We start from the raw sequence: 17,947 nt of genomic DNA, 5'->3' as shown, positions 1-17,947 counted from the left end.
TCCAGCACCACCAAGCTCAACCGTCATCGATCTGCCGCCTCGGGGGCAGGAGGGGATCCCTCATGAGTCCAGTCGTCACAGCGGTCCTCGGAGTGGTCGTACTCCTCGTTCTGCTCGCCCTCGTGGTGGTCACCCGCTACAAGGTCGCGGGTCCCAGCGAGGCCTTCATCATCACCGGACGCCGCGGCAAAAGCTCCACCGATCCGGAGACCGGTCGGATATCGACCGACAACACCGGTCAGAAGGTCGTGGTCGGCGGCGGCGTGTTCGTCGTCCCGTTCGTCCAGCAGCGCTACACCCTCGACCTGTCCAGCCGCCACATCCCGATCGCCGTGCGGGGAGCGGTCACCCTGCGCGGCATCAAGGCCAACCTCGAAGGCGTCGCCATCGTGAAGGTCGGTGGCAACGAGGACGCGATCCGTGCCGCCGCCCAGCGGTTCCTGCAGCAGCAGGACGGCATTGTCGGCTTCACCCAGGAAGTGCTCTCCGGAGCCCTGCGGGCCATCGTCGGCCGCATGTCGGTCGAGGACATCATCCGAGACCGCGCCGCGTTCGCCGGGCAGGTCGCGGAGGAGGCCGAGGCGAGCCTGTCCGGGCAGGGCCTGGTCCTGGACGCCTTCCAGATCCAGGACATCACCACCGAGGGCTCCTACCTCGAAGACCTCGGCCGCCCCGAGGCCGCCCGCGCCAAGCAGGAGGCCGACATCGCCGAGGCCAACTCCCGCCAGGCCGCCGAACAGGCCCGCCTGAAGGCCGAGGAGGAGATCGCCGTCGCCCAGCGCACCCTGTACCTGCGCCAGGCCGAGATCAAGGCCGAGACCGACGCGGCGACCGCCCAGGCCAACGCGGCAGGCCCCCTCGCCGATGCCGACCGGCAGCAGCAGATCCTCGCCGAGCAGGAGAAGGTCGCCGAACGCCAGGCGGCGCTGACCGACCGCCAGCTCGACACCCAGGTCCGCAAGCCCGCCGACGCCCGCCGCTACCAGGCCGAACAGGAAGCCGAAGCACTGCGGGTCGCCCGCGTCAAGCAGGCCGAAGCGGAGCGCCTGGCGGCCATCGCCGCCGCCCAGGCCGAGGCCGAGCGGGCCCGACTGACCGGCGAGGGCGAGAAGCAGCGCCGCTCCGCCCTCGCCGAGGCGGAAGCAATCGAGGGCGCCAAGCGAGGCGAGGCCGAACGCGCCCGGCGCGCGGCCATCGCCGAAGCGGTACGCCTGGAGGGCGACGCGGAAGCCGCGGCCATCTTGGCCAAGGGCGCCGCCGAGGCCGAGGCCATGCAGAAGAAGGCGGACGCGTTCGAGAGCTACGGTGACGCCGCCATGATCCAGATGATGGTCGAGGCACTGCCCCAGGTCGTGGCCAAGGCAGCCGAACCGCTGTCCGCCATCGACAAGATGACCGTCATCTCCACCGACGGCGCGAGCAAACTCTCCCGTACCGTCACCGACAACGTCGCCCAGGGCATGGAACTCCTCTCCTCCACCACCGGCGTCGACCTCGCACAACTCCTGGGCGGCCTGACCGCTGCCAAGGCGTCCGCCGTGCCCGAGTCGAACTCATCCAACGGCAAGATCGAAATCGTCGGCTAGCTGCTCTCGCATCCTTTGGGGCCTGCCCGGCCGGACCCGGCCAGGGAGCAGGCCCCAAGGGTGCGAGCGGAGGAGACGCGAAACGAGGGGATGCCAGGTGAACTACGACCGTGAGCCGGTGTTCAAGCGAAGCAAGTGGGGCACCCAGAGGTACTACTACAACCCGCGCAATCCCATCGGGCTCACCCTGATCATCGTTACCTCACTCCTTGCCGTGACCATGCTGCTCCTCATGGCGAACCGGGCAGGCCCGTTCGCACCGAAGCCGGCGCCCACATCGAGTCCGCCACGATACGAACGCTCGTGGCCACCACCGGCGAGCGCCCCCACACCCTGGCCGGGGACATCAGTCCAGGGTGCGCGATCAGGTTGTGATGGACTGCTGATCATTGATTGAGAGTAGGAAGGGGGAAGAATGGCAACCGACGAGACGCCTCTGGAGGTGTCGGTTCTTGAAGGCACCGCACCAGAGCAGGCTGAGAGGACGACCCGGGACGCGCGCCGCATTGAGGGATGGTCGATCTTTTGGATGCTCCTTGCCCTGCTGATCTGGGGATGCTTCATCTTCCTGATGGTCGCCGACTACGGCCCCGAGATTTCCTCATACAAGGGGACCCGCGCTGTGTGCCAGGGCCCGCTCGGCGACCCGTCGCCTCAGGACAGAGTCTGCCGCAGCGACCAGTGGCGGCAGTGGCCCGCACTGGTGGGCATCCTCGCGCTGGCGTCCCTGGCGACCGTTACCGCTGCGGCAACCATGGTGTATGCCAAGGTCCTCTCCCGCCTGGGCCACAGCGACGGGTCCGGCGTGCGGCCTCAGGACTGAGGTTCCGTCTGCGCGGACACCAGAAGGTCGAGTCGAGGTCGTCCCGGCCGCCGCCATCTACCCGTGACCCGCTCGTGGACCAGACGCACCGGGCCGACGTCCGACGCGCCGCTGCGTGGGCGACGGAGGACCTGCCCCGAAACCTGACCGAGGTGCTCCCGGCCGGGTGGGGGCGGCCGGTCAGCCGCGGCGAGGCCATCCGCTGGGCGCGGACCCGACCAGCCCTCCCCCCGGCCGGTCGGGCCCCTTCTGTCCTCCCACGCGGGCGGACGCTCCTGCACCGCGGTGCCGAAAGAGCTGTTCGCGGCCCGCTGGCCGATGGCGTGCCGCGCTCCGGGACCCGTGCCGCCTCGGGCCACCCAAGCGGCCCGGCCTGGCCGCGCCGGCGTCCTCGCGAAGCGGCGGCGAAGGGGGCCCGGCCGGGCCGGCGGACGTTACCGGGTACTGCGTATGCCTCCGGTCCGCCCAAGCCGGGCAGGGGCAAGGCCCGCTGACCCCTTGCGAAGCAGCCCGGTCCGTGTCCACCCCCGAACCTGCCGGGCCGCCCGCGGTCGATCCGTTCGCCGAAGCGGTGGTGGCGGCCTGGCCGGGTTGGTCGGGGCGGCTCGGGCGCCGGTGGAGCGGGCGGTGAAGAAGGCCTGGTCATGCGCGGCGTCGACGCCAGGGGACGCCGGCCGGACCGCCGCGCCGGCGCCGGCCGGCCGACGGCGGCACCGATGGTGGGTAGGGGTACGGCTGGCTGCTGATGAACCGGCTGGCTGACGGGGTGGAGGTCCGGCCGTTCCCCGAGGGCGGCAAGACCGTCCACGTGCACCTGACCACCGGCCCCTGAGAAGGGGACGCGCCGCACGTCGTCCTCACACGCCCGGTGCGGGAAGCCCAACTGATGTGCCGGGAACGGGAACCGGAGTGATAGATCCGACGTGAATGTCGGCGACGGGGGCTTAGCGCGCACGGACGGAAGCGGGGGGCCGTTCATGCACGGATGCGTGATCCCGGGGACACACACATGACGTGTGCCAGGGCAGAGCCCCACGGCTCGATCCTCAGGGGGGATCTTGACTACATTGCACCGCACGTCACCGCAGCGCAGACGGCTGCGCGCCCTGGCCGCCGGGGGCGTTCTCGCCCTGGCCGTCGGCGCCCTGGCCGCCGCGCCGAGCATCGCCGCGCCGAGCATGGGCTCGCCGAGTGCCGCCGCGCCGAGCTTGGCCGTGCCGAGCCCGGCCGTGCCGGCGCCGGGACCGTCCGCCGTGGCCCGCGGCCACGGGCGCCCGACCGTCGTCATGCCGGCCCGGGTCCCGGCCCAGGTGGCCGCTGCCGCCAAGCCGCGGCACGACGTCGACGGCGACGGCGTCAGCGACATGATCGTCATGGAGTACGACCAGGTCACGGCCGTCTACCTGTCGTCGATCAAGGCCTGGAGCGACTACACGGTCCTCAAGACCGATCCGGATCCCGAAGCCTCGTTCAAGGACCTGCTTCCGGCGGGCGACGTCGGCGGCACCACCCAGCCCGAACTCCTGTCGCTCACCTTCGACGGCGTGCTCACGCTCTACGAGGCGGGTGTGAAGAGCACCTCGGCGCCCCTGTGGTCGGGCCGCGGCTGGCAGATCTACAACCGCCTCATCGCCACCGGCGATCTGACCGGCGACCGCCGCCCCGATCTGCTGGCCCGGGACCCCGCCGGTGACCTGTGGCTGTACACCGGTACCGGGACGGTCAGCAAGCCCTTCAACTCGCGGGTCAAGGTCGCCTCCGGCTGGGGGATCTACGACCAGGTCGTGGGCGCCAACGACGTCGACGGCGACGGCATCGGCGACGTCCTCACCCGTACCCTGAGCGGCGAGCTGTGGTTCCACAAGGGAGCCGGCAGCGCCACCGCCCCGCTCAAGCCCGGCGTCAAGGTCGGCACCGGCTGGAACACGTACAACGTGATCACCGGCTCGGACGACGGCGACGGCGACGGCCGCAGCGACCTGCTCGCCCGCAACCACGACGGCGTGGAGTACTGGTTCAAGTCGATCGGCGGCGGCAAGTTCGCCGCACCCGCCTACTTCGGTAGCGGCTACGAACTCAACAAATTCATCGTCGGCGCGGGCACCACATCGCTCTTCGGCAAGGGCCAGAACGTGATGACCCAGGCCGACAACGTCCTGGTCAAGTACCAGGCCCTGGCCAACAGCGCCTACTACTCGCCGCCGTACGAGGCCGGCAAGGAGGCACCCGGCTCCCGCAACACGTACGCCACCGGCCTCAACAGCCACAACCACGCCAGCTACGTGCAGAACATCGGCACCGACCTCTACGTCCGCGGCGTGAAGGTCAGTACGTCGTGGAACTACACCATGATGGCCGGCCCCGGCGACCTCACCGGCGACGGGAAGGGCGACCTGGTCAGCCGTGACTCCGCCGGCGTCCTGTGGCTGCACCCCGGTGACGGCCTGCCCTACACGAAGTTCGGCACGCGCATCAAGGTCGGCACCGGCTGGAACGGCTACAACACCCTCGTCGGCGCGGGCGATTACTCCGGGGACGGGCGGCCCGACCTGCTCGCCCGGGACACCGCCGGTGGCCTCTTCCTCTACAAGGGCACCGGTACGGCCGGCGCGCCGTTCGCCGCCCGGGAGCAGGTCGGCAGCGGCTTCAACCAGTACGACACGCTGTTCGTCCCGGGCGACATCAACGGCGACAGCAAGGGCGACCTGATGGCCCGCCTTCCGGGAGGCGTCGTGTACAGGTACACCTCGACGGGCAAGACCGGCACCGCGACCTTCGCCCCCCGGGTGAAGTTCGGCACCGGGTGGAACATCTACAAGAACATGCTCTGATCCCCGCGGTCCCGGGCCGCTGAGAGCGACGGCGCGGGTCCGCCCGCGGGCCCCGGCCGGGTCGGGCCCGCGTCCGGGTCGGGCCCGCGTCCGGGTCGGGCCGGTGCGTGAGCCGGGCGGGGGCCACCCCGGGACGGCGGGAGGACCGTCTCCGCGACGCGGAGCAGGGCGGCACCGTCCAGCAGGCCGCCGTCGGTGCGCGCAGTGCGGGATACTCGGTGAACTCGTCCTGGGCGGCGGCCGGCTGGACCTGGCGATGGCTCGGGCCGCGCAGAGGGACATGCGTCTCCTGGCACGGATGCCGGGCGGAGCGGCTGGAGTTGCACCTTCCGTAGCGGCATGTGGTCCGGTGGACCCACGTCCCGCCCCCAGAGGAAGGCCCTGCTCATGTATTCGTCCTTCATCCCGCCGCGCCAGGTCAGAATCGGTGACGCGGCGGCCTTCGTGGGCACCACACCACGGGCGATCCGTCACTACCACGAGATCGGCCTGCTCCCCGAGCCCGAGCGGGGCGGTGACGACCGCCGCCGCTACGGCTACGAAGACATGATCCGGCTCCTGTGGATCCGCAAGACGGCCGATGCCGGGATCGCCCTGGACGACATCCGTGACGCCTTCGCCGACACGGCTTCTGCCGGTGCCGACAGCGACCACGGCATCGCGGGCATCCTGGAACGGCTGGAGGAAACCCTCGTCGCCCAGGAGGGAGAACTGCGGCGGCAGCGGACTGCCGTGCAGCGCATGCGCACCGAAGGCAGCCGGATGGGCCTGCTCTCCGACCTCGTCACCAGCCGCCTCACGAGCCTGCCCGAGGGCTCCCTGCGCCGGGCGGACCTGGACAGCCTGCTGGTCACCGAGCGGATCTTCGGCCCGCTCGGTGCAGCCCTCCAGGCCACCCGTTTCATCGCCCTGGCCACCCACTCGGACCTGCGGGAAGAATCCGACCGTGTTGATGCCGCCGAGGAGGCACTCGATGACACGATCGCTGTCGATGACCCCCGCGTGGCCCAGGTGGCTGCCGAACGGCACGCCTTCGAAGAGGTGCTCCTGGCCGTCATCGAGGACTCCGGCCTGGGGCAAAGCGACGATGCACTCTGCGGCTCCTGGGACGCTTTGCACCCCGCTACCGCAGATGAGGGCGAGGGCGAGGCATGCCAAAGCTCCGGTGGGGGGCAAGAGTCCATGAGCGCATTCGAAGCCACCGGAAAGATGCCCTACGACTTCTCCCCGGCCCGCCTGCGCTGCATGGAATTGGCCGGACAAATCGCCGCCCACGAATCACCCGCATGAGTGAACGAGCTTCTCCCGGGTGCCGTTGGCGGCCCACTTCCACAGTTGGTTGTGGGCGCCCTTCCACGATCCGAAGTGTTCGGGCAGCTCCATCCACGGCGTTCCGGTGCGGTACTTGCACGCGATCGCGTCGATCACCGGCGGAGCGCTATGCTCCGCGCCTGTGGAAGACATCAACATACGACAGCCGCAGCAGGCCCGGCTCACGGGCGAGGCCGTCCTGCGGTTCACGGGCAGTGTGGAGAAGAGCGAGCTCCGTGAGGGGCTGAAGGCTGCGGGAACGTTTCGGCGACTGCGTTGGCTCGCTGCCGCCGGCGCGCTCTTCATCGCGCTCCTGGGTGTGCGCGTCGACGCCGAGGGCGGCTCGGTCAACATCGGCCTCATGGCCGCGGCCGCCGTCTACGCGATTGTGTTCGCCCTGCTCGCGCCCCGGAGGATCGTTACGCATGCCCTGCGGGCCCAGCGGGCCCACGAGGGCGCGGACTGCGTCGTCGACGGCACGGGTATCGCGGCTCTCCTCGACGGCGCGGACATCAAACGCCTGGGCTGGGATGAGATGTCGCGGTATCACGAGACCCCGAACCTCTACGCCGTCGTGGGCAGAACCGGCCTGAGGAACTGGGTGATGATCCTGCCCAAACGCCTGCTGACCGCACCCGACGCCGAACTCCTCGGCGCGGTCCTCGATTCCCGGCTGCGCCGCGGCTAGGTCGTCTCGCCAAGTTCACGCCCCGGTCACCGTGGCGGGGTCAGAGTCCCGCCGCCCTCCCGGTCGCGGACGTGTTCGCCGACCAGGCCACGGCCATCGGCGGCCGGCCGTCCCTGGGTCTGCTGAACGCCGTCTTCGGCAAGGCCCACGCCCTCCGCGGCGACCACACCACCGCACGCACCCTTCTCGCCGACGACCGGCGCATGTTCGACCGGGCTGGCCCCTACGAGCAGACCTCCGACTACGCCGTCCCCTTCGCCGGGAAGCACGCCCCGACCCTGCGCCTCCTCATGACGGAAGTCGAGCAGTCTTGAGCTCCGCTCCGACTCGGGTGGCTTCCATCCAGGCAAAACGCATTGCGACTATCCGGCCATTCTGGCCGAAATTGGAGTAGGAGAGTAGTCAGCTGGACGCGAGGGGGATGGATGGCCGCGAGCTTGGACGAGGTTGAGCAGCGCCCGCACAGCCAATCCGCAGCGACGCCTCGGCCGCGCCCGCGCCGAACTGGCGTGCCGTGAACGTCGCGGCACAGGACGCCGGCCCGTTCGACGGTGTGTGGCGTGACCTGGCTGCGTTGGGCATGGCATGGAGATGGTGGAGCAACTGCCGTTCGGTATGCGGCGCCCGGCGCGGTGACGTACGTCCGGTGCGCGCAGTGCGGAAAACTCGGTGAACTCGTCCTCGAGGACGGGCGGCTGGACCTGGCGACGGCGCCGGAGGGAACCCAAGGCCTTCGCTGTGCCTTCCGGGTCTGTACCCGTGGGTTCAGGTGATCTGTCAGGACGTATCCGCCCCTACGGTACGCCGAGGGTGTTTACGCCCTTTGGCCTTCCGGCATGGCGAACCCCCGGCATCACTGGGGGCGGTCATGATCACAACATGGCGGAGATCGGCGGCCGCGGGTACCGGCGGTGGCGGACATGGTTTGTCGGGGTGGGCGGGCTGCTAGTGGCGGCAAGTCTGCTGTATGTGGGGGTGCAGCTGGCCCAGGGCGGCCTGGACGCGGGCGGTATCGCGGGTTTGATCGGGCTACCCCTCGGGGTGGTGGGCGCCCTGGTCGCGGTGTCGGGCCTGCGGCGGCCCCCTCCGGGTGACCTGGCGCAGCTGGCCCGCGTTTGGGCGTCGACCTTGGCCGAGCAGGTGAAGGAGGACGGGCAGCGGCAATGGCGGCAACTGATCGGGGACGACACCCAGATGATCAATCTGACCTTCAGCCTCCACCCGGAGCCGGGGCGGGCCGCAGTGGCCCCGGCCGACGCCGGGCGTTTGTTCGAGGGAACGCCGGCCCTCCCGGATGTGGCCTCATACTTCCGTCGCACCTGTCCGCGCCGGCTGGTGGTCACCGGCGCGCCGGGGGCGGGCAAGACCGTGCTGGCACTGGAGTTGATGCTGGCCCTCATCGAGGGGCGGGAGGAGGGGGACCCAGTCCCGGTGCGCCTGTCGCTGGCCGAGTGGGACACGAGCATCCCCCTGCCCGAGTGGCTCGCACGCCATCTGGTGGACGTCTACGACTGGCCGGCCAAAGAGGCCGAGGAACTCATCCGCCAGCGCCGCGTGCTGCCAGTGTTGGACGGACTGGACGAGATGGATGCCACCGCTCCTGACGGCACCCCCTCTCCCGAAGCCCCGCGCGCCCAGGCCGCTCTGAACGCGCTCAACGGATACCAGAGCGGCCGGGCTGCTGGGCCGGTGATCTTGACGTGTCGCACCCGTCACTACGAAGCCGTACGTAGCCATACCCGGCTCTTCGATGCGGCCCGCATCGACATTGACCACCTCACCCCTGCGTCCGCCCGTGCCTACCTGATCCACCGTGCCCCCGACCCCGCACGGTGGCAGCCGGTGCTGGAAGCGTTGGACGGTGATTCCCGCGGGACGCTGGCCACGACCTTGTCCACGCCGTGGCGGCTGAGCCTGGCCGCCACCGTCTATGCCCAGCACGGCGACCCCTGCGACCTCCTCCGCCACACCAGCCCCTCCGACCTCGACGAACATCTGCTGGCCCGCTTCGTTCCCGCGGCCACCGCCCTTCACCCCCGCCCACGTCGGCCCTACGCCCCGGATGATGTCCACCGCTGGTTGGTCCGCCTTGCCGCCCACCTGGACAAACCAACGGCCATCCCGGGAGCACCGGCAGGGGTGGGCGCCATTTCCCGCACCGACCTGGTCCTGCACCAGTTGTGGCCACTTGCTGGACCCCGAAGGGTGCGCGCCATCGACGCCATGCTGACGGCGCTCACGGTTCTGCTTCCGCTACCCCTGGCATTGACCAGCAGTGTTATTGGACTGGTCACGATGTGCGTTGTGGCCCCCGTCGTGGCTGGCTGCCATGCGGCACGGGCTTGGGTGGATCCACCCGGGCGCGTGCGCTGGGGGCGCCTGCGCACCAAAGCCGGATGCCGCGATCTTGCGGCCGGGCTCGCGGCCGGGTTCGGGTTCGGGTTCGCGCAAGGGCTCGCGGCCCAGTTCTTGTACGGGCTCGCGGCCGGGTTCGCGTTCGACCTGGCGACTGGGCTCAAGGCCGGGCTCAAGGGCGCGCTCACGTTGGGACTCGCGGTCGGGCTCGGCGCCGGGCTCACCCGGGCCATCGGATCCGAGCCGTCACTGCGTGCCCGGCCTCGTGACGTCATCCATAGCGATCTTTTGCGAGGACTCGTGGCCGGACTGACGGTCGGAGTCGTGTACTGGATCACATTCGGGCTCATGTACGGGTCCCTGTACGGGCTCATTATTGGGATCTATCTCGGGCTCATGGTCGGGCTCTTGGTCGGGCTCACCCGTGCCATCGGGCCTGAGCCGTCAACGAGTGCCCGGCCTCGTGACGTCATCCATAGTGATCTTTTGCGAGGACTCGCGGCGGGACTCACGGCAGGGCTCGCGGCCGGGCTCGCGCTCGGAATCCGGACCGGGCTCGATTGGGGGCCCTGGGACGGACTCATGGCCGCGCTCGGATACGGGCTGGCGCTCGGGCTCATGGTCGGCGTCGGGTTTGGTGCCCCATCCGCACGCCGATACCTGGTTTTCGTGCTGTGCTCCAGGAGAAATCTGCCATGGAGGCTCGGGGTCTTCCTGGATTGGGCATGCGCCGCCGGGCTGCTGCGCCTCTCGGGCGCCGCCTACCAGTTCCGGCACCGTGAACTGCAGCAATGGCTGGCGCATCATCCCGGCCCCCCGCCGACGTAGCCGTCAGCCAGGCGGGCGGGACTCGTTCGTGCGCTGGCCAGCGCCGACTCTGAGCCCCCTCCGTTCGGATAGGTCGAGGGATGTTCGGTGAAGTGTAGAAGTGCTCGGCATTCCTGAAGGAACGTCACCGCCAGAGTGCCAGTCCGCCATCAGGACAAGTCCCTGGCCGCAAGCCAACGCGGTACCGCATATGCGCAGGAACCCGCGGGATGTCGCGCACAACGCCCGGAACGGGATGGAGGCCTGGGGCCCGCGATAGCGCCGGAGCCGCGCTGGCGGCCATCGTCGCTGCGAGCTTCCTCCTCGATGACCGGTGTCTGCAGGTACGGGCTTCGCCGCACCCAGAACAGAGGGCATCTGGGATCCGCTCCGCAAGGAGATCATCACCGATATCACCCAGAGCGGCGGCACCGCCGACGAGTTCATCGGCCCCTTCGGCCGGGAAGTCTTCGCGCAGATGCCCGGCACCCTGCCCAACGAGAGGTCACTGCTCTGCGCCCTGTGCGGTTCATCGGTGTGGACGGACCACGCTGGTTCCTGGGGTCCGATCACGGGACGTGACGCGACCATGCACGGAGCCGCGGATGCCCTGGAAGCAGTCTTCCGTGGAACCGTCGTCGCCCGCGGTAAGAAGCCGATGGCACCGCGGGAAGAGTGCTCTGTGGACTGGTCCGTCAGGAGGTGCGGCCTCAGGCCTGCGACCACGAGCGTTGACCTGCCTCAGCGAAGGTTGGGCGTTCTCGCCGAAGGCTGCTCTAAGGGAGTTGGCGCGAGCGGGAGTCGGCGACGTGCCAGGTCGTGAGCGACCGTCAGCCGACCCGGCTCGCCGCTCCTCGTCGCCCGAGGGCAGTGGGGCCTTCATCTCCTCCACCATGCCGCGCGGATAGTGGGCCCGAAGGCGGTCGGTGTTGCGCGATCATGTGGCGCGCTGCTGCCGTCGGGTCCGTTACCGCCGCCGTGGCGTCCCAGCGAGCACCCTGACTACACGGCCGATGTTCCACGCCTCGGCTACGAGCAGGGACCTTCGACTGACGTGCGGTCGGAAAGCGATCTTTGTCAAGCTGCGCAAGAATGGATTCATGCATAGGGCACTGCTTTCCCTGGCGATATCGGCTCTTTTCGGAGCTGTAGGAGTGGCCAGCACCGCAAGCGCTCAGACCGGGCCACCCGTCGATGAGGAGTCGACGACGGCCTATATCGAGCAGACCGTCCAGGACGCCGACGAATACTGGACCAACTGGCTTGCAGGGCAAGGGCTCGAGGTAAAGCACGCCTTGTTCAAGATAGTTCAAAACGGAGAACTGTACGTAAGTGAATGCAGTGAATCTGGAACTCCCGCCAACGCTCCGAGTGCATTTTACTGCAAGGCGGATGTAGAGCGGGACGGAGTCGCCTATGAGGGCGTTCTCGTACTTCCCGTGGATACCATGCTCAAGATGAGGCAGGGTAGCCTCAATAATCAACCTTCCGAGAAGGCTGGAGATTTCACAGTCGCCACGGTCGTGACACATGAGATGGGTCACTGGGTCCAAGACGTTCTAGTCAGCCAAAAGGCTCGGCAGCCAGCCAATCCAGGGAAGGATGTGGAGCTGATGGCAGACTGTTTTTCCGGGGTATGGGCTGGAGCTAAATACAACGAAGGGCGCCTGACCGCCCAGGATTTCGACGCAGCAGTCGACAGCAGGGCCAGGTTTGGAGACGAAGAGTTTACCGATCCAAATCATCATGGCACATCGGGCGAGCGGGTGACTGCATGGGCTACCGGCTACTTCGGACTGAAGAAGAATCCAACTGTCGATCCAATGAATTGCATAGATGCCTATTGGCGATGATCCGTGCTCAGCGCCCGAGTCCGGGACGCGCTCGCCGCCCACGTCTGGGTGCCGCTCGGCTACAACACTAGGGAGGTGTACTGCCACGCGGAGTTCGGCATGAGCCGCGTACTTCTCAGAGTGCTCAGGCAGGTATGGATGAACGTGCCCAGGTGTGATGATCCTGGCGCCGGGCCGAAGGATGAATGCGATCTCGGTCAGGGCATGGACGCGGTCGTGGGCGTAGTGGAGGACCAGGGCGAGCAGGACGATGTCGAATCTGGCGTCGGCGGCCCAGGTGAGAGGCTCGGCGCCGCGCGCAGCGAGCTCGGACAGGTACAGGCAGGGTCCGCAGCCGCAGTCCGGCATGCGCAGGCCGTTCGCGTTGCCGAGGAGACCGAGGACGGTGGGGCTGTCGTAGTGCGCGTTGCAGGGGCTTCTGGCGGCCTCGCGGGCAAAGGTGTCGGCGAAGCCGTCGTACGGAGCGTCAGCGGGCTGCACGCACGGCTCTCTTCAGCGGATGTCGGCCTCGGGACTCCACCCGGTCCGGGAGATGAGGCCGTGGGGGAGTAGACGGTCGAGGAGGGCACGGTCGGGCGGGCGGTGTGTGGTGAATGTGGCGTGCAGGCCGCGGACGGCGTGTTCGTAGATGTGTGCCGGGGCGGGCAGGCCCACTGCGACGCGGGCATCGAGTCGTTGGTCGAAGTGGCGGTATCACTCCCGGTACTCCTCCGCGAGGTCTCCGACTGCCGGCCACCGCCGGTAGAGGGTCCCGGGGGAGGGAGGGTGAAGGGGGTGGGGCTGGTCCGGTAGGCGGAGGTGACCGCGCCGGGGCGGGGGACCTGGTGGTCGACGCTGGTGGTGCTGTCGAGGCGGGCGAAGCGGTGGCCGGCGTGCCCCTCACCACCGGGGCCACCCCAAGTCGGCGTTCAGGCTCCTGATGCCAGGCTGTGGCGGGTGCGGTAGAGCAGATCCAACGCCGTGTTCTCGGCTGCACGGTCCGTGCCGAGGAGGCGGTTGCAGTGCAGGTGTACGTAGCTGCGGCACAGCTCGGGCAGCGACTTGCCGAGTTGTTGGCGGCGTTGCAGATCGGCGAGCCGGTCGGCGACGTCTGCCAGGTGAGGACGACGCTGGGTGAGGACATCTTCAATGGGACGAGCAGGTGGTCTGCGCAGCAGGTCACAGAATTCCGCCTTGCGGGTGCGGTACTCCGCGCCCGCAAGCCGTCGCTGGGGAGTCTCCCGGTGGTAGAAGCGGATCCTGTCGGCTTCGCTCAGGCCGAGCCCGGCCAGCAGGTCGTCAATGGTGACCAGGGCCAGGCCCGTCCTGTCGAGCTGAGACTGCCCGGCGTGGTCGAGGAAGAGCAGGTCGAGAACGGCGGAGCTGTCGGCGGAGTACAGCTGTTCGGTGATATCCATCCCGACGAGCCCGCCGTAGCGTTCGATCTCACGATCGTAGACGTCGAAGGTGAAACGCGAGACGTGGTTGTCGGCGAGGAGGGTACCGGCCCAGTCGCTGAGTGCGGGAACGAGCACGGAGGGGTTGCCGCGCAGGCGTAGCCGCAGGTGGGGTTCGGGGTCCGCGTAGCGCAGGAAGACGCAGCGGTCGCACTGGCGGTCCAGCGAGCGGATGAGCTCGCGGATGCCGCCGACGAGCAGGGACTCCTCTTCCTGCCGGTCGCCGTAGAGCTTGACGAAGGTCCAGTCGCTACCCGGGGGGTGCAGCCGATCTGCCCTGGCTACCCGGGCGGCGGCTTTGCCGGGCGGAACGGAGCGCGGGTCAGGGGCGTTGCGGGTCATGGACACCACGAGTTCGACGGTGTGGCGGCCGTTCGGCCCACTGACCCAGGTGTCGGCGAGGCCGGGAACGGCTTCCTGGAGGACCACGCTGCCGCCGGGCCGCAAACGGTTCAGGGCTCGCCGTATCTCGTTGGTGTGGGAAGGTGCGGTGGCGTCGATGAGGAGCCGGTGGTCCGCGGCGGCGTCACTGCTCGTGAGGTACGTGTGGCGGGGCACCCGCCACTGGCGGCTCCAGGCGTCGAACCCGGCCGGGAACCGGTCCGGCTGCCCGGCCATCTCGTGCGCCGTGGCGTGATCGATGCGCCACTGGGCCAGGCGCAGGATCACCGGGCCGGAGGTGACGCGGGGCAGATAGGGGAAGTCGCGGGCCGGGCCCCAGTCGAAGCCGGCGATCTGCGCGGTGCCGTCACGGCTCACCTCGGCGAGGAAACGGCAGACGGTGGGGGCCCGGCTGTTGTTGAGCATGTGCCCTGAACAGACGGTGACCTCTCGCAGTTCCCCCGTGCCGTCGTCCCAGATCAGTGCGAACCTGCCGTTCGTGACGCGGACGGCGAGCTGGTCGAGAGGGATGTAGCGGGCAGGTCCGTCCTCCGCGCTGGTGCGGATGCCGACCTCGTGGTCGCGGATCGCGGGCCGGACGACGACGTTCGCCGAGCGGGTCTTCTCGGGGAGGTACACCAGTTCGGCCAGAATGCGGCCGGCTTGAACGGCTTGTTCGGCGTCGGCGATGTCGCCGAGGGCGGGAACGGCGCCGGTGAGCATGCCGGCGAAGCGGCCCAGGTTGCGTCCGGCTGCTCCGGCACCGACGTTGGGGCCCACGACCAGGTGGAAGTCGCCTGCGTCGATGGCGGCGGGTGACTGGGCAGAGACCATGGCGTAGAGGTCGAGCGACGCGGGGAGCCGCTCAGGGGCCGTTTCCCAGAGGGCGAGTCGGTCGATGGTGTGCTGGTCGAGGTCGATGCTGGTGAGGTGGCCGTGGAGGGCATCGGTGGCGAGGCGGAGCAACGTGTCGGCCCGGGCGGCTTTGGCGGGAACGACCGGAGGGAGGAGGGACGGGGAGCCGAGGCCTGTGACGGGATCGAGGAGTTCGAGGACGGGCACGTCGCGGTCGATGCCGTAGCGGACCTCGAATGCGCCTCTGTACGCGCTGATCTGCGGCAGGCCGAATGGGAACGGGGTGAGCCGCAGCAGCAGTTCGGCCGCTCGGACCGCCTCTTCGGCCACTCTGTGGGACACATTGCAGGCCGCCAGGGGGAGAACCGTGTCGACCTGGAGCGGTGTGGCCGTTTCGAAGCCCGTGACGCGGCGGGCGTGGTCGGCGAGCGCCGGGAAAACGGCGGCGCCGGGGCCTGCCGGCTGCCTCTCCCAGTTCCGGATCGCGGTCAGCAGTTCGCCAAGGTCCGCAGCGGCGGTGACGGCTGCGGGAATCCGGCTGAGGTGGTCGAGGACATGTCCCGCGGGGTCGAGGTGGGTCAACGGTGGGCGGAGGTCTGTCAGTAGGAACGCGTGGTGCCACAACCGGTACAGCAGGTCGTGGACCTTGTCGGGAGTGGCTGCGGGGACGGCTTCCAGGAGGTCGGTAGCGAGGTCGGCGTAGGCAATGGGTGTGCGGGCGAGGGTGAGGGCGCGAGTGACGGCGCCGGTGGCGCGGAGGGTGACGTTCTCGCCGCCGTTCGCCCCGAGGACGGCTTCGACACCACTCAAAGTGACCCGGCCGGCGCGGTGCAGCACGGCCGGATTGGCGATGACCGTGGTCGCCTCCCGGATCTCGGTTCGCGATTCGAGGGCGGTGACGAAGTGCATGAGGGCGTGCATGTCGACACGGGCGTGGACGTCGGGAGGCTGGTCAGCCAGGCGGACGTCGGTGACCGGGCCCCACCGCCCGAGGGCGACGCCGGCGTTGAGCCCGAAGGGAGTGGGCCGGGTGGTGAGGCGAATGAGGTAGCGCAGGATGCTCGACTCGAGGCGCCGCCGGTCGCGTTCGGTGCGTGCGGGCCCCAGCAGTGAGGTGGCGAGGGGCAGCGAGGACACGACGACGGCACGCCGCGCTGGCTCGTTGTCCCGGAGGCGAGCGGTCGCGGGCGTGAGCCTGAGGTCCTGAGCCGCGGGGTAGTCGGTGACGGGGAGGATCGGGGTGCGGATCACGAAGTGGTCGAGACAGCGGTAGAGCCCCGATGCCCCGGAGGCGGCTGGTCCCCGCGTGCCGGTACCACGGGAGGCGTCGGCGCTCATGACAGAAGGAAGAACCGGTCCCAGGCGGGTGGTTCGAGGGTGACGGCGGAAAGGAGGGTGAGGGCGACCCCTGCGGCGCCTTCGAGGAGGCCGGACCGGTCCCCGCGAGTGCCGTCAGGCTCGACACTGCGATAGCCGAAGGGCGTCTGCGGCTGGTATTCGCCGAGCAGCTGGTCGACCAGGCGGCGCGCGCCGTAGCTGATTTCCTCGTCTCCGGTGTCGACGGCGAATCGCAGGGTGACTTGCAGAAGCCCGGCGATGCCGTGGCAGAACCCGGGCGAGTCGATGCGCCGCCGGGCGACGGGGCGCCGTAGTACGGCCCGCATGGCCGCGACGGCCGTACGGGTCAGGCCGGGGTCGCCGAGGGCGGTGCCGGCGAGCCAGAGGGCGCGCGCGACCCCGGGGCTGCCGTAGCACCAGGCGTCGCGGGCCGCCGACAGAGTGGGGGAGTCCTCACCGAGCGGGACGACCGCCGGGTACGCCCCTCCTCGGGCGTCGTCGACCTGGTGTGAGGCAAGCCAGGACGCCGTGCGGCGTATCGCCTCGGTGTGCCCCGCGTCGATCGGGCCGTCGGCGTGCGCGAGCGCGAGCATGGCGAGGGGGCCGGTGATGCCGTGTGCGAGACCGCAGTTGGCGACCGCGGTTCGGTACCTGTCGCGCATGCTCTCGTCCGTGATGAGGGCATGCGGGGTGTGCCAGGCGGGGACCCCGTCGACGGCACGGGACAGGTCCACGAGCCAGGCGAGCACGGTGCGAAGAGCGCGGTCCCGGGCTGGGCCGGTCGGCCGGGAGTGGAGATACGCCGCCACGCCGGTCCACCCCGACACGAGATCGAACGTGCCGACGGCGAAGCCTTCCCCTGTGACGGCGGGCAGGCGTCGGGGAATCCGGCTGTACAGGCTGTCGTCGATGTCGCCGAGCAGGGTGCGGTATCGCTGGCCGCCGTGCGCCAGGTACGAGGTGGTGAAAGCCACTCCGGTGAGGCCGGCGAAGAGTCCGAGGGTGCCCACGGGGTTCGACGCGGTGCCGTCCACGGCCCGGCTGAGGTGATGGTGGGCCACGAGATCCCAACCCTTGCCAGGCAGGCACCGGTCGAGATGTCCGAAGGCGAGGGCGAGGCCGCACGTGCCTTGGGCCGTGCTGTGCGGCGTCCACCGCGGCCGTCCCTGGAGCGGCGCCGTCCGGGCCGCTCCCTCGACGTCGTCGGGGTCACGCAGCCGCGAGAGCACATCCACGGAGACGGCGCGCACCGACGCGACAGTCTGCGGATCTCCGATGGCAGGCTGCCAGGTGGGAGAGGCCATCAGCCTTCCTTCGGGGCGTGCTCGACGACGCGGCGGATGACATGCTCACCGGCGACTTTGCGGGTGACCCCGTCGGCCCGGACCTGACTGACTTCCAGGACGTAGTGATCCTCGTAGAGACTGCGGTCGCACTCCGAGGTGCAGGAGCCGCAGGTCTCACAGGTTTCGGTTTCGTCGCGGGCATCGAGCACCGGGCAACTACCTGCACAGGTACTGGCACAACTGTTCGTGCATTCATCGCCACAAGTACTGGCACAGCTGTGGCTGTCCTCGATGACGAACTTGTCGACTTCCCGCGTCGTCATCTTGACGCGGATGTCCAGGTCGAACTGGTCATCGCTGTATACGACGTGTGCTTGCTCGTCTTCCATGGCTCAAC

13 protein-coding genes and 1 pseudogene are annotated in these 17,947 nt (G+C 69.3%); 9 read left to right on the top strand and 5 right to left on the bottom strand.

Translation table 11 applies throughout. From position 1 onward, the window contains the following. Positions 1–62: 62 nt before the first annotated feature. The 4 genes from IE257_RS05675 to IE257_RS05660 all read left to right on the top strand — a co-directional run bounded on the left by IE257_RS05675 (position 63) and on the right by IE257_RS05660 (position 6,530). A complete protein-coding gene (locus IE257_RS05675) occupies positions 63–1,586 on the top strand; it encodes a flotillin family protein (protein WP_189965315.1) in 1,524 nt (507 codons plus the stop codon). 415 nt (positions 1,587–2,001) lie between these two features. After that, on the top strand, positions 2,002–2,409 hold the full coding sequence (locus IE257_RS05670; RefSeq protein WP_189965313.1) for a hypothetical protein: 408 nt from the start codon (positions 2,002–2,004) through the stop codon (positions 2,407–2,409). A gap of 1,058 nt (positions 2,410–3,467) precedes the next feature. Continuing rightward, positions 3,468–5,240: an FG-GAP repeat domain-containing protein gene (locus IE257_RS05665; protein WP_189965311.1), complete on the top strand. Its 1,773-nt coding sequence runs from the start codon at positions 3,468–3,470 to the stop codon at positions 5,238–5,240. A gap of 387 nt (positions 5,241–5,627) precedes the next feature. Continuing rightward, positions 5,628–6,530 carry a MerR family transcriptional regulator gene (locus tag IE257_RS05660; RefSeq protein ID WP_189965309.1) on the top strand — a complete coding sequence of 301 codons (903 nt, stop codon included), beginning with the start codon at positions 5,628–5,630 and terminating at the stop codon, positions 6,528–6,530. Here IE257_RS05660 and IE257_RS05655 read toward each other — a convergent pair. Further along, on the bottom strand, positions 6,519–6,668 hold the full coding sequence (locus tag IE257_RS05655) for a transposase (RefSeq protein ID WP_189965307.1): 150 nt from the start codon (positions 6,666–6,668) through the stop codon (positions 6,519–6,521). The two genes, IE257_RS05660 and IE257_RS05655, sit on opposite strands and share 12 nt — an antisense overlap. A gap of 25 nt (positions 6,669–6,693) precedes the next feature. Here IE257_RS05655 and IE257_RS05650 point away from each other — a divergent pair, with 25 nt between their 5' ends. From IE257_RS05650 to IE257_RS05630, 5 genes are all read left to right on the top strand, one after another. Next, a complete protein-coding gene (locus IE257_RS05650; RefSeq protein ID WP_189965306.1) occupies positions 6,694–7,239 on the top strand; it encodes a hypothetical protein in 546 nt (181 codons plus the stop codon). A 71-nt stretch (positions 7,240–7,310) separates the two neighbouring features. Next, positions 7,311–7,553: a hypothetical protein gene (locus IE257_RS05645; RefSeq protein ID WP_229920144.1), complete on the top strand. Its 243-nt coding sequence runs from the start codon at positions 7,311–7,313 to the stop codon at positions 7,551–7,553. 565 nt (positions 7,554–8,118) lie between these two features. Next, complete coding sequence (locus tag IE257_RS05640; protein ID WP_189965304.1) at positions 8,119–10,422, top strand: NACHT domain-containing protein; 2,304 nt, start codon at positions 8,119–8,121, stop codon at positions 10,420–10,422. A 313-nt stretch (positions 10,423–10,735) separates the two neighbouring features. After that, positions 10,736–11,224, top strand: coding sequence for a DUF3710 domain-containing protein (locus IE257_RS39315; RefSeq protein ID WP_189965302.1), 489 nt, complete (start codon positions 10,736–10,738; stop codon positions 11,222–11,224). Between the two features lie 277 nt (positions 11,225–11,501). Then, positions 11,502–12,254 carry a neutral zinc metallopeptidase gene (locus tag IE257_RS05630; RefSeq protein WP_229920198.1) on the top strand — a complete coding sequence of 251 codons (753 nt, stop codon included), beginning with the start codon at positions 11,502–11,504 and terminating at the stop codon, positions 12,252–12,254. A gap of 210 nt (positions 12,255–12,464) precedes the next feature. Here IE257_RS05630 and IE257_RS37900 read toward each other — a convergent pair. The 4 genes and pseudogenes from IE257_RS37900 to IE257_RS05610 form a co-directional block, all read right to left on the bottom strand. Beyond that, positions 12,465–12,602, bottom strand: a pseudogene (locus IE257_RS37900) (SAM-dependent methyltransferase); the annotation flags it as partial. 560 nt (positions 12,603–13,162) lie between these two features. After that, complete coding sequence (locus IE257_RS05620; protein WP_189965299.1) at positions 13,163–16,264, bottom strand: lantibiotic dehydratase; 3,102 nt, start codon at positions 16,262–16,264, stop codon at positions 13,163–13,165. Further along, positions 16,261–17,568 carry a lanthionine synthetase C family protein gene (locus tag IE257_RS05615; RefSeq protein WP_189965296.1) on the bottom strand — a complete coding sequence of 436 codons (1,308 nt, stop codon included), beginning with the start codon at positions 17,566–17,568 and terminating at the stop codon, positions 16,261–16,263. The genes IE257_RS05620 and IE257_RS05615 overlap by 4 nt, the downstream gene beginning before the upstream one ends. Then, positions 17,568–17,939: a hypothetical protein gene (locus IE257_RS05610; RefSeq protein ID WP_189965294.1), complete on the bottom strand. Its 372-nt coding sequence runs from the start codon at positions 17,937–17,939 to the stop codon at positions 17,568–17,570. Before IE257_RS05610 ends, IE257_RS05615 begins: the two co-directional genes overlap by 1 nt. Positions 17,940–17,947 lie beyond the last annotated feature (8 nt).

It is taken from the genome of Streptomyces avidinii, assembly GCF_014650695.1.
GTDB classification, from domain to species: Bacteria; Actinomycetota; Actinomycetes; order Streptomycetales; family Streptomycetaceae; genus Streptomyces; species Streptomyces avidinii.
The sequence above is the reverse complement of the archived record's forward strand: the minus strand, read 5'-3'. Positions and strand labels throughout refer to the sequence as shown.

Bases quoted from the DNA above. Each gene is read 5' to 3' on its own strand.
- IE257_RS05675 (WP_189965315.1), top strand. From the start codon at position 63: ATGAGTCCAGTCGTCACAGCGGTCCTCGGAGTGGTCGTACTCCTCGTT.
- IE257_RS05670 (WP_189965313.1), top strand. From the start codon at position 2,002: ATGGCAACCGACGAGACGCCTCTGGAGGTGTCGGTTCTTGAAGGCACC.
- IE257_RS05660 (WP_189965309.1), top strand. From the start codon at position 5,628: ATGTATTCGTCCTTCATCCCGCCGCGCCAGGTCAGAATCGGTGACGCG.
- IE257_RS05640 (WP_189965304.1), top strand. From the start codon at position 8,119: ATGGCGGAGATCGGCGGCCGCGGGTACCGGCGGTGGCGGACATGGTTT.
- IE257_RS05630 (WP_229920198.1), top strand. From the start codon at position 11,502: ATGCATAGGGCACTGCTTTCCCTGGCGATATCGGCTCTTTTCGGAGCT.
- IE257_RS05620 (WP_189965299.1), bottom strand. From the start codon at position 16,264: ATGAGCGCCGACGCCTCCCGTGGTACCGGCACGCGGGGACCAGCCGCC.
- IE257_RS05615 (WP_189965296.1), bottom strand. From the start codon at position 17,568: ATGGCCTCTCCCACCTGGCAGCCTGCCATCGGAGATCCGCAGACTGTC.
- IE257_RS05610 (WP_189965294.1), bottom strand. From the start codon at position 17,939: ATGGAAGACGAGCAAGCACACGTCGTATACAGCGATGACCAGTTCGAC.